This window comes from Gardnerella greenwoodii 00703Dmash, from assembly GCF_000263635.1.
Lineage (GTDB): Bacteria > Actinomycetota > Actinomycetes > Actinomycetales > Bifidobacteriaceae > Bifidobacterium > Bifidobacterium greenwoodii.
This window is the reverse complement of the sequence record NZ_ADEV01000004.1, coordinates 282,245-297,005: the sequence shown is the minus strand read 5'-3', so window position 1 is coordinate 297,005 and position 14,761 is coordinate 282,245. Positions and strand designations below refer to the sequence as shown.

Annotated in this window: 11 protein-coding genes and 1 pseudogene; 2 read left to right on the top strand and 10 right to left on the bottom strand. The window is 44.5% G+C overall.

What is annotated here, in order from left to right:
• Window positions 1-44: 44 nt before the first annotated feature.
• The 3 genes from NG78_RS04130 to NG78_RS04140 are packed head-to-tail and all read right to left on the bottom strand — an operon-like array spanning window position 45 to window position 5,468.
• Window positions 45-251, bottom strand: a complete 207-nt coding sequence (locus NG78_RS04130; RefSeq protein WP_004127727.1) for a hypothetical protein — start codon at window positions 249-251, stop codon at window positions 45-47.
• Entirely contained in the window at window positions 248-3,997 is a 3,750-nt protein-coding gene (locus tag NG78_RS04135; RefSeq protein ID WP_004134246.1) for a hypothetical protein, read from the bottom strand. Before NG78_RS04135 ends, NG78_RS04130 begins: the two co-directional genes overlap by 4 nt.
• Window positions 3,998-4,013: 16 nt before the next feature.
• The gene (locus NG78_RS04140; protein WP_004134244.1) at window positions 4,014-5,468 is read right to left on the bottom strand and encodes an FHA domain-containing protein; all 1,455 of its coding nucleotides are present in this window, start codon (window positions 5,466-5,468) and stop codon (window positions 4,014-4,016) included.
• 426 nt (window positions 5,469-5,894) lie between these two features.
• Between NG78_RS04140 and NG78_RS04145 the strand changes: the two genes are divergently transcribed.
• On the top strand, window positions 5,895-6,182 hold the full coding sequence (locus NG78_RS04145) for a type II toxin-antitoxin system RelE/ParE family toxin (RefSeq protein WP_004134242.1): 288 nt from the start codon (window positions 5,895-5,897) through the stop codon (window positions 6,180-6,182).
• The gene (locus tag NG78_RS04150; protein ID WP_004134240.1) at window positions 6,154-6,456 is read left to right on the top strand and encodes a HigA family addiction module antitoxin; all 303 of its coding nucleotides are present in this window, start codon (window positions 6,154-6,156) and stop codon (window positions 6,454-6,456) included. Before NG78_RS04145 ends, NG78_RS04150 begins: the two co-directional genes overlap by 29 nt.
• Window positions 6,457-7,196: 740 nt before the next feature.
• Here NG78_RS04150 and NG78_RS04155 read toward each other — a convergent pair.
• The 7 genes and pseudogenes from NG78_RS04155 to pstC all read right to left on the bottom strand — a co-directional run bounded on the left by NG78_RS04155 (window position 7,197) and on the right by pstC (window position 14,604).
• On the bottom strand, window positions 7,197-7,952 hold the full coding sequence (locus tag NG78_RS04155; RefSeq protein WP_004134238.1) for a hypothetical protein: 756 nt from the start codon (window positions 7,950-7,952) through the stop codon (window positions 7,197-7,199).
• An 890-nt stretch (window positions 7,953-8,842) separates the two neighbouring features.
• On the bottom strand, window positions 8,843-9,223 hold the full coding sequence (gene rplL / locus NG78_RS04160) for a 50S ribosomal protein L7/L12 (RefSeq protein WP_004134236.1): 381 nt from the start codon (window positions 9,221-9,223) through the stop codon (window positions 8,843-8,845).
• A gap of 97 nt (window positions 9,224-9,320) precedes the next feature.
• On the bottom strand, window positions 9,321-9,842 hold the full coding sequence (rplJ, locus tag NG78_RS04165) for a 50S ribosomal protein L10 (protein WP_004129547.1): 522 nt from the start codon (window positions 9,840-9,842) through the stop codon (window positions 9,321-9,323).
• Window positions 9,843-10,229: 387 nt separating this feature from the next.
• A complete protein-coding gene (locus NG78_RS04170) occupies window positions 10,230-11,624 on the bottom strand; it encodes an NCS2 family permease (RefSeq protein ID WP_004134235.1) in 1,395 nt (464 codons plus the stop codon).
• 255 nt (window positions 11,625-11,879) lie between these two features.
• Window positions 11,880-12,659, bottom strand: coding sequence for a phosphate ABC transporter ATP-binding protein PstB (gene pstB / locus NG78_RS04175; protein ID WP_004134234.1), 780 nt, complete (start codon window positions 12,657-12,659; stop codon window positions 11,880-11,882).
• A gap of 51 nt (window positions 12,660-12,710) precedes the next feature.
• Window positions 12,711-13,718, bottom strand: a complete 1,008-nt coding sequence (gene pstA, locus NG78_RS04180; protein ID WP_004134230.1) for a phosphate ABC transporter permease PstA — start codon at window positions 13,716-13,718, stop codon at window positions 12,711-12,713.
• Window positions 13,719-14,604: pseudogene (gene pstC / locus NG78_RS0105825) on the bottom strand (phosphate ABC transporter permease subunit PstC). It abuts the gene before it with no gap.
• Window positions 14,605-14,761 lie beyond the last annotated feature (157 nt).

The following is a 14,761-nucleotide window of genomic DNA, read 5'->3' as shown; positions in this document are numbered from 1 at the left end:
GCCGAGGCAAACTCATAAGTTTATTGGCAAACTAGCGAGAGCGACTAGTTTCGTCCGCGCTCAGAAAACACAGCCCAATGCGGCGGAAGCTCGCTTAAAATGCGATTATCGTCGTCCAAAGCACGCTGCTCTTTCGTAAGTTCATCAGAAGGCTCTAGTTTTACGCCATCGGCATCAAAAAGCTCAGAGCCTTCACGCACTACTCTTACAGATTTGCGCGGAGAGCGTCGATTAGGATCATAATCGCTCATTCGTTGTCACCATACAATTCACCGAGCCTTGAAACAACGCGGTCAACTTCTTTTTCTGGATTAACGAATGCACCAACGCTCCAAACAGTCATAACAGACCATCCAAGAGCTTCCAAATCTTGAATCATCATACGATGACGTTCACGAGTGGACTGAATACTCATAAATTGCGCATCATCAGTAAGCACAGCCAAAGCAAATGGCTTATCTGCAAGACCAACAACAAGCGGAATACGAACGCCGTTATCGAAACCATAATTAACTGCTACATTTAATCCGCGCGAACGAATACGCTCAGCTAAATCAGTAAATAGCACATTATTTTGAGCAGATAAAGCCGCAACCTGCGCTTCAACATCATGAGCATCTTCCGGACGCAAAGGCTTATCACTTAACTGCTCAGCCCACTGCAACAAAGTCTTAAGCAGCTTTGGACCATCCTGATGCAAACGCTCATCATCCATATCTTTGGAAGTAAATGCGCTAACAATATCAAGATGCCTACGAGCCAAAGCAAGCGCATCCAAAAGCATACCCTTGCCGTCTTCTTCTTCCAGCAAACCAAATTGCTGAAGCAAACGTCCGTGAGAAGTTTTTGCGTAGCACAGAGACAGAATAACATCCGTAGCAATAGCTCCGGAAGCTTCATGAACACTCATTAAACGCACATGACGCAAGAATCGAGCCATATTTTCATCTTTAATAGACAAAGACTTCAATTCTGCACCCAAACGACTGCGGAATACGTTTGTTAAAGTCACAACCACAAGCATGTAGCTTGAAGGAACAACCGTGAAAGTCTTCGCGCGTTGACGAATAAGATCCACCACTTCGTCAATTTCGCGCTGGCTGCTTTCAATCAGTCCGGAAGACAGCACTGGAACGCCAGTAGCATCAACCTGATGCAAACGCACCTTGCCTTGCAAACGTTCAACAGGAACATCGTGACGCAACTTTCCGTAACCGTGCTCTTCCAAGAAGCGAGCCAAGCGCAAAGAACGCCTTGTAGCGCGAGAAACAACCGTAACAGACGGCAGAATAGAAATAAGCTTACGCAAGCTTTCGGAGCTTACAGTCTGCTTATGCGCAAGAACAACTACTTGCGAAGCGCGAGCCAAAATAGAGAATAACTCAATATTTGATATATGCTCTGCAGAATCAATAATTACAGTGTCTGCAATAGGGCCAAGCGGAGTCATCATAGTAAGCGTTGATGGCATAGCCACTAAAATTGGCTTTGCAGCAAGCAAAATCTCAGCATAATTGCGCAAAAGCTTGTTAAATGTTATTCCGGAACGGTTGCTTGCAAGCATAGTGTGCAGTTGATTTGCTTCCTGAGTATGCGAGAACAGCAATTCGCATAAATGCCTCATAGCTTCTTGCTGAACCATCGGTCCAATAGAACGCACATGCTCAGTATCTACTTGCACAAAACGATCCGAAGCATCCTGCATAGCAGAACCATCTTGATGCGAAATAATCGCAGAAGAATTGACAATATCTTCAAAAACGGTAGTCCACCAAGCAAGCTGCAACTCGCCATCAAGAGCATCTCCTGTAACATGACGATGACGCAAATCGCTTACTAAATCAAGCAAACCAGCCTTGCTAAATTCACTTTCCAACTTGCAGCGACCTGGAAGAGTATCAAGAGATGCGCGATCGTCATGCAAATCCTGCAAACGTGCCTCAAGTTGCGCAAACTCAATATTTTCAAGATCCGCACCTTGACGAGTTGTAGACAATACTGCGTCAAGAGCCACCAGATTCCTAGATAATACTTCTTGAGTATTTACCAATTCGTCTAATTTTGGCGGCAAAACAGGCCATCCACCGTGAGGCACAAAAGTACGCCACTGAGCAGCCTGCTGAGCAACAATCTTCAAAGCTTCATGCAAGTCGTCAACCTTAGCTCCAACTCTAAGTAAACTACGAGCCTCTCGCACGTGACGGCGACGCTCCCAGAAGCCCATAATCGTACCTTCAGCTTTTCTAACAGCTTTCGGTTTACTAGCTTCAATCATTGCGTCCAAATCGCGCTCAAAAATTTCAGGTTGGAACACGTCGAGCACGCGTCGCAAATTCTTCAAAACTGTAACTTGTCTGCTCCATTCGCGCGCAGTTGTTGGAACAGGGAATCCGCAGCTTTGAACAGTGCTTTTAACCTGCTCGCGAGTAGCAGGAAGTAGCTTAAGAAGCACGTCTACTATTCGCTGATACACCGATACGGCTTCGTTTTCGTCGTAAATAGAAGCGCCAAACCACGGAGTATCTTCAGGATTAATATTAAATTCACCAAGCTCGTCCGCTTGATGGAATTTTTGCAACCAAGTATCGATTTGACCAGTAATTGCATGAGCTGCAGCAACGTCTAAACGCACGTGCGTAGAAGGATGCGTTGGGAGCATAGCAATTGCAGCAAGATTTTGTATTGTTTGATACGCCGACACTCCCCAAGTTTCATTAACTCCGTGAAGGTCACCTAAATAGCGAGTAAGACGCGAGCGCACACCAACTAATTCGTCGGCAACCTGCTCAAAACGCGATGTTGCAACGCTTTGACGCGCTCCAACTGCAGAAATAAGCTGCGAATCAACATGCTTGGCAATGTGCCCATCTGCAACATCTAATGCTAGTGAAGAAATTTCATGCGTATTAAGCGTATAGCGGAACCTACGCTGCTGCTCAATCACATTTGGCACATACAAAACCGAGCGCCCTGCAAGAACTGAACGCGAAGCGATTGCGGCAGCAATAGCGGCCGAATCCGAACCGGAATCAATATTAACGAATAACGAGTTTCCGGAAGAAACAAGATATGCAGCATAGCGAACAGTGTTGTCAACATCTCCAACTTCGCACTCACCATGTGGATCTGCATCAAAAGGACTATATTCCGGCTTATTATCAGCGTTAATCGCTTGTATTGAACGCTCATCTCCTGCCATAGCGTCAATAAGCGTATTTCCAACATTGCCGGAGCGTAAAGCGTTAAGAATTTGCTCACTTTCCGCCACAAAACGAGACCCTGCATCCGTAAAGCATCCAAGTACAATATCTCGCTCAATGTCGAAATCTGGGAAAGAAGTGCGCGCTTTCTTGCAAATAGCGTCAAAAACAACAGAAGTTTCTGGAGTACCGCTTTCGTATTGAGAACCGTCGAACAGCACATCCTCACGAAGCTCAACTCCGCGAGCACTCAAACGCTGAACAAGAGCATGGTTTAGCCCAACGCTACCGGAGAAGTAAATAGTTGCTGCAGTTTCGTCTTGATTAGTATCTCGAACTACATGCACCGGGTATGTGAGAACTGGAACATGATTGCCATTCCACGATGCAACTCCAACAACCAAAGAAAGCTCAGATACGCCGCTTTCGTGCGCTTTTGCGTCGCGGTCTTCAAAAACGCGATCCAATCTACGCCCAGCAGCACGCAACATTCCAGCATCACGGAATAAAGCTTTTAACGTTACTTTTCCACTTGCAAAAAGTTGCGCTATTCCAGAAGGATGTGCGTGAGTAAGCTCTAATTGCGCTGCAAGTTGCGTAATATCTTCTAGCGGAGAAGGAGATAGCTGAGACTGATACTGCTGCTTCCAGGCAACAATATTTTTGATTGCGCTGCTTCGAGCACTTACTTGTGAATTGTTTTGATCAACGCTGTTCTCAACGTTTTGATCAACATTTTGCTCAACGCTGTTCTCAACGTTTTGCTCGCCATTCTGCTCGCTGTTTGCCTCACTCATTTTCCCACCTACTCACTTACTGTTCAATAGCTTTACGGTATGCACTATAACCGCTGTTACGCGCAAGTGCTGCATCTACATCCGCATTGCCTTGTGCTGCAAGCCAAGCGTATAAGTCGTCGTACAATCCAGGATTTGAAGCTAAGTATGGCAGCAATTCGGAATGTTGAGCCATTTCAAATTGCTTTGAAAAATCTGTGCTTTCTTCTGCTTCTTTAGAAGTGAATCCGCCAGCCTCTACAATATTTTGCTGAGCGTCGAACTCACCTTTCGATACTTTTTCAAATACGGATCCTGGTTCAAAAGCAGGAGTATAAGATGCGTCGGAATCAATACCACTAATATCGCTAATATCGCTAATATCAATACTTGTGGCCGTGAAGCGCGAATCAAGCGGACCTATATTTGTGTAATTTTCGTACGCTTTATTAGAGTCTTCGTGAGTTAAGTAATATCGATTACCCTCTAATGGATTTGATGCGGTGTTGGAAGGCTTGATTTCAGCTGGTTCTGTTTCAGCCGATTCGGTTTCAGGTGATTCGGTTTCAGCTGATTCAACTTTATCTGATTCTGTTTCATAGGACTCAGCTTGAGCGGATTCTGCTTGAGATTGCTCTGCCTGAAGAGGCTCTACATTAAGAGGTTCTGCTTGAAGCGGTTCTGCCTGAGATTGCGCAACTTGAGCATTTTCGCTCTCTGCTTGAGCATTTTCACTTTCCGCTCGAGCGTCCGCAAACAAATTACGCGGCTCAACAGGCGCTTCCTGCTGCTCCAAAACAACAGGAACTGTTACATCGTGATTAATTGGTGCAGCATTGATTGGATCTGAATCAACCGACGCTGAATCAATCTGCTCAGAATCAGCAGACGCAGAATCAGCCGACGCAGTACCCTCAAGCGCATCCTTAATAGATTGGCCTTTTTGCCAAGACAATCCAGGCTCCGACACCGACTGTGCGTGGAAAATTCCAGTCGGCTCGCCCGCGCGCAAATCAAGAATCTGATCTACCGACAAGCCAGACGCGGCAGGCTCTTCATGCTTTTCATCATCAGTGGCATAAGAGAATAAGTCGCGCACATTACTATGCTCTTCTTCCTGAACTTCATCTTCTACGCGCACAAAATCAACAGGAACATCGCCAAACTGCATTCGCATTAAACTGTCTGGAAGCTGGAAATCAACATCTGGGTCAAGTCGCAACAAATCACCGTTTGAGCCAACTAAGTAAGTTCCGTTTGTTGAATGTAAATCGCGTATTGTTGCCACGCCTTTAGGATCAACAATGAGTAGCGCATGGCGCTTAGACATAGAACGCTTATTATCTACTATGTCAATGCGCTTAAATCCATCTTCACGCAATGGGCGTATAGGCTTTCTACCAATCTCAACCGACTGGCCTGCTCCAATGCGCGCCTGCTCAACACCGCCTACTGTAATCATCCAGCGCTGCACGACTTGTCGCTCACTCACGTGATCTGCTCCCTTCAGAAAACATACACTACCTTCTATTGTGTCATGCTTTGTGTATATTGCGCTACTTTTTATTGATTTTTCGCATAAAAATGTTACATATTTACGTAGCCGACCTAAACTACTCACGCGCGTGACGTTTTGGTCGGATTTTCTTGCGTAGGCGACATAAACTACTCGACGCTGAGTCGTTTTGGCCGAAATCTTCCGCAAAAGCGCAAATATTACACGTTGAAACAACTGACAGATTGATAAAAGTAAAGCCAGAAGTTCATCAACAATCATATAAAAGCACCCCCCCCCGTAGCCAAAAATAAACGACATTAATCAAAAATCAACTAAAAACAGCATAATAAACACTTGATAGCTCTAACACAAATAATACTCACGCTTTACATTAGTAACGCAATGCATTACTATAGTTCTATGGAAACCAGAGAAAAGGAACTTAATGATTACCTATACGGCGGTCCATACCCAAAAGGTTATCCCACTGGATTAGAAAAAATCCTAAAAAGAAAGCTGCAAATACTAGAAGCTGCATACGATTTACAAGATCTTAAAGCACCGCCAGGAAATCATCTTGAGCCACTCAAAGGCAATCTACTTGGATACTGGAGCATAAGAGTAAATAAACAATACAGACTAATTTTCAAATGGAACAACAATACGAAAGAAGCTTACGATGTCTACTTCGACGACTACCACAGATAACTACTTGAGCACTCCTGGCGAAATTTTGCGCGAAGAATTTATGGAACCGCTTAAAATCAGCTCATACAAACTTTCTCACACTATCGGTGTATCCCAAACAGCAATCGGAGAAATCTTAAACGGCAAACGCGCAATCAGCGTAGCAATGGCATACAAGCTATCTAAAGCTTTTAGAACAACTCCCAATTTTTGGCTCAATCTCCAACTCGACTACGACATTCTGCGATTTGACGAATCCAGCATAGGAAAGATACAGCCACTCGTTTCGGCGTAGATTATTACACAGATAAGTGCCAAATTATAGCTAAATCTTTACTTATTTTCCCATAATCAACAATGTTTTCAACGCGAATGCCGTCGTAATCATCGTCCAAAGCCTTGCTCAAAGTAATAACCAGCTTCTCGTAATTATTCTGAATCTTACTTAACTTATAAATACTATGTCTTAAACTTTGATTTTTTACAAGTTTAGGTTATTCGTGACCTAAACTTTGATTTTTTACAAGTTTAGGTTATTCGTGACCTAAACTTTTGATTTTTAGAAGTTTAGGTTATCAATGACCTAAACTTTTGATTTTTAATCCGTTTCGCAGCGTAGACAAAGCAGTGGCGACATAAACTACTCAACGCTTAGTCGTTTCTGTCGCATCGCACCAACAAGCAGCACTCACACCGCAGCAAACAGACGCATAAAAAGAAAGGGCCTGGAATCTGATGCCCCTAGTAGCACCAAACCCAAGCCCTTTAACAAAACCGACTCGTTTCCCTAACAAACAAGCCAGCCAAACACTCAACAGTCACGCCATCGAAAACCAGCGCACAACACTACCGTGAAGAAAGAGATTTGGCAAAACAGTAGAATCATGCAAAAGCCCGAAAGCAAACCCGCTGCAAAAACATAAAGCCCTTGCGGCACGTTGAGTGAAAGATTTAACAAGTGAGCGCACCATACTCACATACAGTGCGCTCACAAACAAATCATTAAACAATCAACACACTTAATGTGCTAAAAGCTTAGTGACGGACCTTGCGAAGAGCAACACCCATGCCAGCAAGCACGGAAGCAGCAACAGCAGCCAAAGCTACAGCAGCACCGGTCTTAGCCAATGGAGCAGCCTTCTTAGCATCAGCCTTCTTATCAGACTTCTTATCAGACTTCTTAACATCGGCCTTCTTGCCACCAAGATTGTTCAAGAACTTAGCAAAGCGTTCCTTACTTTCCTTGTAAGCCTTCTCAGCTTTAGCAAGCTCATCCTTGGCTTCCTTCTCAGTCTTAGTAGCAGCAGAAATACTATCTAAGAATGGAACATTAGTGTAGTAAGACTTACGCAAAGCAGCAGCAGCTTCATGTTCACCTTCAGCGTCAAGATAATCAGCCTGAGCCAACATATCAGCCCACTTAGCCTTCAAAGCATTCAAAGCAGCAGTAGCTTCATTAGCCTTGGACCTAGCTGCTGAAACCTCTGCAGCACCACGACCATTCAAGGTGCTCAAAGAACCATTTACAATGTCTCCCTTTTCGGAACCGTTAAGGAAGTTGTCAAAAGCCTTGGACTTATCGAGATTATCTAAAACTGCCTTATTTTCCTTAGCTTTGTTCTCTTCAACCTTTTTAGCCAACTCATCTTTATCAGCCTGTTCCTGCTTCTTAGCATTTGCAATAGCATCAGCAGGTAACTTAGCATCAGCCATTGCTGGAGCAGCAAAAGCCAAGCCGGAAACGAGGGTGGCGCCAGCAGCGAGTGCGGCGATAGCCTTCTTGTTAAACATAATATTTTCCTTTCTTCTTCTCCACCACGCTTAAAACGCAGTGAAAAAAACATAAACCCACAAAATCAATCTCTTGTGGATAACTTTCAGATAGAGCATCTAGCTGAAAGCTGTTATTAACATACCCCCCCCCCGTTCGAAAAAGTCAAGAGCAGAAACAAGCAGCCAACACAGAAAATATCATCAAAATTACAAAAATATTCCAGTAAAAGCTCGTAAAACCATAAAAAATACAACAAACTACACTGTTTAATCGTAAAAAATACTATTTCAAGATTTTCAAAGATTTTTCTCAGAAAACTCTCAGGAAACTCGCCGCCGCTCCCCCACACCGCCCCCAAACCCTTGAAAAACCGCCACTCACAGCGCGACACGCGCGGAGACCACACACGCCGCAACCTCTCTCATAACCTATTCGTTACTAACGCAGATTGTCTACTGCGCAAGTAACGATAAATCGCAATTATTCGTTACTAACGCAGTCTACATACTGCACCAGTAACACATAACCGTTGTTTTCTCAGTTTGTTAGCTGAGTTAGTAACGGTATTTGGGCTATCAGTGTTACTTTCTCAGTTTGTTAGCTGAGTTAGTAACGATATTTGGGCTATCAGTGTTACTTTCTCAGTTTGTTAGCTGAGTTAGTAACGGTATTTGGGCTATCAGTGTTACTTTCTCAGTTTGTTGACTGAGTTTTTAACAGTGTTGAGACTTGTGGCTTATTCCACAGAATATTCATCAGACTAGCTTTACACACTTTTGGCCTATAACCCATTTTCTCTGCCAGCAAACGCGCAACAAAAAAGGCGGCAGGAATAAATCCTACCGCCTTATTCACTATGCGCACACGCCTAAAACTGCGCTACACGCAAAGCAATAAAAAGCTAGAACTACTTAAGTTCCACGGAAGCGCCGGCCTCTTCGAGGGCAGCCTTAGCCTTCTCAGCATCTTCCTTCTTAGCCTTCTCGAGAACTGGCTTTGGAGCGCCGTCAACGAGAGCCTTAGCTTCAGCCAAGCCGAGGTTGGTCAAAGCGCGAACAGCCTTAATGACTGCAATCTTCTTGTCGCCAGCAGCGGTGAGAATGACGTCGAACTCGTCCTTCTCTTCCTCAGCAGCGCCAGCAGCAGCTGGAGCAGCGGCAACAGCGGCGACAGGGGCAGCAGCCTCGACGTCGAACTTCTCTTCAAAGGCCTTGACGAACTCAGAGAGCTCAACGAGGGTCATTTCACCAAAAGCTTCAAGAAGCTCTTCACTAGTGAGCTTAGCCATAATTGGCTTCCTTTCTTACTTGGCCAGGCACACGGTGTGCCTTACGACCATAACATTTTTATTATTGGTTGGTCTCATGCAGCAAGCTGCAAGGGAATCAAGCGGCCTTTTCCTGCTTCTCGCGCAAAGCGTCGATAGTACGCACCGTCTTGGTTGGCAATGCGTTGAACAGGTAGGCGGCCTTGGACATGGTGCCCTTGAGCGCGCCGGCCATTTCGGAAAGCAACTGTGGGCGAGACTTCAAGTCTGCAAGCTGCTTTGCACCTTCGGCATCGTAAACAGTTCCATCTGCGAAACCGCCCTTGATGACGAGAGTCTTATTCTCTTTGGCAAAATCACGCAAGGTCTTAGCAGCCTCAATGAAATCACCCTTAACGAAGGTGATTGCAGTTGGGCCGGCGAGAAGCTCGTCAAGACCTTCAATGCCCGCTTCCTTAGCAGCAATACGAGCAAGCGTGTTCTTCGCCACAGAGTAGGAAGTATCGCGGCCTAGCTTTTCACGCAGAGAAGAAATCTGCGGAACGGTAAGCCCGCGGTACTCGGTAAGGTAGACAGCGTCTGCATTACGGAAAAGTTCCGTAAGATCGGCAACTACCGCTTCCTTTTCGGGCCTCTTCATGGCGTTCCTTCCTAAATCGGCCGTCAGTTCGAAAGAAAAGCATCAAACTCAAGAAACAGAGCAATAAAAAAGCTCTGCACACCGGCAGAGCAACATACGAAGCACACTAAGTGCTAAATAAAACTTACAACATGCTAGTTGTAAATCTTGCTCAACCTGTGCTGGCCTGACGCATCAATTTCAGGAATCTTGTGATTCCACCAACGGTCTGTGGTTTACGTTGGGTAAGTCTAATACGCCGTTAGGACAATGTCAAGAGAAATACTATAGAAATAAAAAAGAGGGCATGTAATTTACATACCCTCGAATTTTTTAATTTTTACTTTTATATTTTATGTTTCACAAGTTCACTACTTGCAAAATGCACCCTTACATTAAATGCACATTTTACAGCACTGCATTAGCAACGAAATCAAGCAAGAACAGCAAGGAAACAATCCAAAGCATTGGATGAACTTCCTTAGCACGCTTCTTGCAAGTCATAACTAAGCAGTACATGATGAAGCCTGCAGCGATGCCGTAAGAAATAGAGTAAGAGAACGCCATAAATACGGCAGCAAAGAATGCAGGAATTGCTTCGGAAATATCGTCCCAAGCAATTTCCTTCAAGGAGCTTGCCATCATGCAACCAACAACAACAAGCACGCCTGCAGTTGCTGCAGCAGGAACTGCAGAAGCAAAAGGCGCAAGAACAATAGAAAGCGCGAAGCAAATAGATACAACTACGGAAGTCAAACCAGTGCGACCACCGGCACCAATACCAGCAGCAGATTCTACATAAGTAGTGGTGTTAGAAGTACCGCAAATTGCGCCAACAGAAGTAGCAATAGAATCAGCAAACAATGCGCGATCCATCTTGGAGCTAAATCCTGAGCCGTTTTCAAGAGCCTTCTCATCTGCCTCGGAGAAAATGCCGGTACGACGGCCAGTACCAATAAAGGTGCCGAGAGTGTCAAAAGTATCCGACATTGAGAATGCGAAAATAGTTACCAACACAAGCGGCAAACGAGCAGGATCAGCAAACAAAGATGCAAAACCCTTATCGCTAAAAATAGCACCGAAAGTAGTTGGAAGCTGAGCAAAAGCGTCAGTAACAGACACTGCATTGTTCAAAGAAGTCAATCCCAAAGGAATACCAATTAAAGAAGTTGCAATAATTGTAATAAGCAAGCTTGCGCGAACTTTAAGAACTGTAAGAACAATAGCAAAAAGAAGTCCAATAAGGAATAACCAAAGCACAGGGTTATTCATAACAGCAAGACCTGGAATAGCAGCAGTTGGTTTACTCTTTGCAGCGGCGGCAGGATCCTTGGAAGTAAAAGTAATCAAACCAACGCTCATCATTCCAACATAGGCCACGAATAAACCAATGCCACCACCGATTGCATGTTGTAGCGAAGTCGGGATGGCACGAATAATCATTTTACGAATCTTGGTAACGGTAATAATAATGTTAATTAAACCGCACAAGAACACCATGCACATGGCCTCTTGCCAAGTAAAATGCAGGCCGAAGCAAACTGTGTAAGTAAAGAATGCGTTAAGACCCATGCCTGCAGCCTGTGCGTAAGGTACGTTAGCAAACAAGCCCATAACAAGGGTACCAATGATTGCTGCGATGATTGTAGCGAGGAAAACGCCACCTTTAGGCATGCCAGTTTGGCTTAAAATCATTGGATTTACGACGATAATATACGACATTGCGAAGAATGTAGTGAGACCTGCAGTGATCTCCGTTGATACATTCGTGCCGTTTTCTTTGAGATGGAAGAACTTTTCCATAAACTCTCTGTTCCTTGGTTTTACAGCGTAAAAGACCATAGAAAGCGCGGCGAAAGCACTTGAGCAATCGCGTACGCAATTACATTTGGGCATTCACGCAGAGGTTACTGCGACTCGCCCGGAAGAACGAAGGCACCACAAAATCTCACATAAAATTATGAAAATTGCGAAACCTCTGAACAACCGAACAGCTCTGACCTTACGCGCACGTGCTGACCAAGGAAATACACTGAAATCAAAAAAGTATATAACAAATCAGCCAAAACGGCCGGAAATATAACGCTCGGCTTCGGCATTGCGCGGATTGTTGAACATAGTAGTCGTGTCTGCAAAGTATTCCAAATGCCCTGGCTGCCCTACAGCCTTCAAATTAAAGAATGCCGTATAATCCGCAACACGCGCAGCCTGCTGCATATTATGTGTCACAATCACAATCGTGTAATCGTTTTTAAGCTCGTTAATCAAATCTTCTACAGCCAACGTAGAAATAGGATCCAGCGCCGAGCAAGGCTCATCCATAAGCAAAACTTGCGGATGCACAGCCACAGCTCTAGCGATGCAAAGTCGCTGCTGCTGACCGCCCGAAAGACCAATTCCAGGCTTATCTAAGCGGTCCTTAACTTCATTCCACAAGTTTGCACCTCGCAATGCCCACTCAACTAAGTCGTCAGCATCCTGCTTAGAAATCTTGCGATTATTTAGGCGAACTCCAGCAAGCACGTTTTCTCGAATAGACATTGTTGGGAAAGGATTTGGGCGCTGAAAAACCATGCCAACATCTCGGCGAACTGCCACAGGGTCAACGTCTTTTCCGTATAAATCGCGGCCTTCAAGAAGCACATGGCCTTCTACGCGCGCTCCCGGCGTAATCTCGTGCATGCGGTCTAAAGTGCGCAAAACTGTTGACTTTCCGCAGCCAGAAGGTCCAATAAAAGCCGTCACTTTATTTGGCTCAATATTAATATTTACGTCTTCTACGGCAAGAAAATCACCATAGTAAATATTTAAGTTCTTAACATCAATTCGTTGACCCATTTTATGCTCGCTTTCTAAAATCTATTTCGCCTTATTTCGCTTTATTTCGCCTTACTTCGCTTTTACAGAAAACACTCGAGCTACAACTCGCCCCAAAATATTTAGCAACAACACCAACACAATAAGCGTTAAAGCCGCAGCCCAAGCGCGCTCCATTGGAATTGTTGTAACGCAAGAAGCCGGAGCATTAGCTGGGCAATTTGCAGAAAGTTTGGAATATTCCTGGTAAACGTACACAGGCAAAGTAGTCATTTGCCCATCGAATAAGTTGAAATTCGTGGAAGCAATAAAGCCTGAAGCCATAAGAAGTGGCGCAGTTTCGCCAATAACGCGCGCAACTGCAAGAATACAGCCAGACACAATTCCCGGAAGAGCAGTGCGCAAAACGATTTTCGTAATTGTGCGCTGCTTGGTTACGCCCAAAGCTAAGGCAGCCTCGCGCAAATCGTTCGGCACAATTTTTAGCATTTCTTGAGAAGATTTAACAACCGTTGGAATCATAAGAAGAGAAAGAGCTACAGATCCTTCAAAACCATTGATTGTGCCAGGACCTGCAAGAAGAGCAAACATAGAAAAAGCAAACAGACCGGCGACAATAGACGGAATACCACTCATAACGTCAACAAGTAGATTAATTATGCGCGAAATTTTATTTCCGCTAGCATACTCAACCAAATAAACAGCACACATTAGGCCAATTGGAATCGAAATAGCCATAGCTCCAAGCGTAATTTCAAGAGTTCCAATAATTGCGTGCAAAATACCACCGTAACCGCCAGTTCCAGTAGCATTTCCGCCCACAACGTAAGTCATGTTATGCGTTAAAAAGTCAAGATTTAAGCGCTTAATGCCGTTAATAATTGTTGTTAAAAGCAAGGAAGCCAAAGGAATAACTGCCACTATAAAAGACAAGAAAATCAGCACACGCATAAGCATATCTTTGCGTTTACGCGCGGCTATAGAAGATCTAGTTGGACGGAATTTGTTGAAGTCAATAACCGGAGCTGCGGAATTTTCTGCGGAAGTATTTTCGGCAGATTTATTAATTTGATTCTCCATTTATGCGCCCGCCTTTCCGGTAATTTTGCGAGCAATAAAGTTGACTGCAAAAGAAATAACGAACAAAACTAAGCCGGTTGCAATAAGCGCACTTACGCCAAGTCCGTTCGCTTCCGGATACTGCGCTGCAATATTTGCGGCAATAGTTTGATTTTGGGAAGCTTTGAAAATATTGATTCCAAAAGTAAATCCAGGAGACAAAATCATCAAAACTGCCATTGTTTCGCCAAGAGCGCGACCAAGGCCAAGCATAGAAGCTGACACAATACCAGACTTTGCAAACGGCAAAACAGCTAACTTAATCATCTCCCACTTCGTGGCGCCCAAAGCCAGCGCACCTTCCTGCTGCAAGCGAGGAGCCTGTTGGAAAATGTCTCGAGCCATCGAAGTAATAATCGGCAAAATCATAACAGCTAAAACTAAGCTAACTGTTGCAGCACTTCTGGAAGGATTCGCAGCAGGGCCGGCAAAAAAATGGAATCCACCCAAAAACTTTAGAAACCCAATCCCAGAACGGATACATTGCTGGAACAAGCACCAATCCGCCCCACAAACCATAAATTACGGATGGAATTGCAGCAAGCAAATCAACAACTCCGCTTAAAAGCGGAACAATTTTTTTAGGAGCATAATACGAAATAAACAGAGCAATGCCGAGTGCCACGAAAAATGCAAACAGCAGCGCGAGCGCAGACATAAGCACAGTTCCAAAAATAAGCGGAGCTACGTAGCTTATAAAATCGTTCGCTTTGCCACCAGTAAAGTCGGAAAATACGCGACTTACCTGCTCATGATTCCCGCTTATTAGCGGCCACGCGCGAAACAGCAGGAATACTGCAACTGCAGTCAGCACAAGCAAAATCAGCATGCCACAGCTTGCAGCCACGCCTTTAAAAAGACGGTCTGCAAAATGAGTGCCTGCATAATTTTTGCTATTGCTCTCAGAAACTTGAGTAGCTTCGTTTGCAGTATACGCAACTGCTGCTGCATTTTTCGTAGAACTCAATCATTCTCCTTTTTAACTGATATTTTTCATAATATCA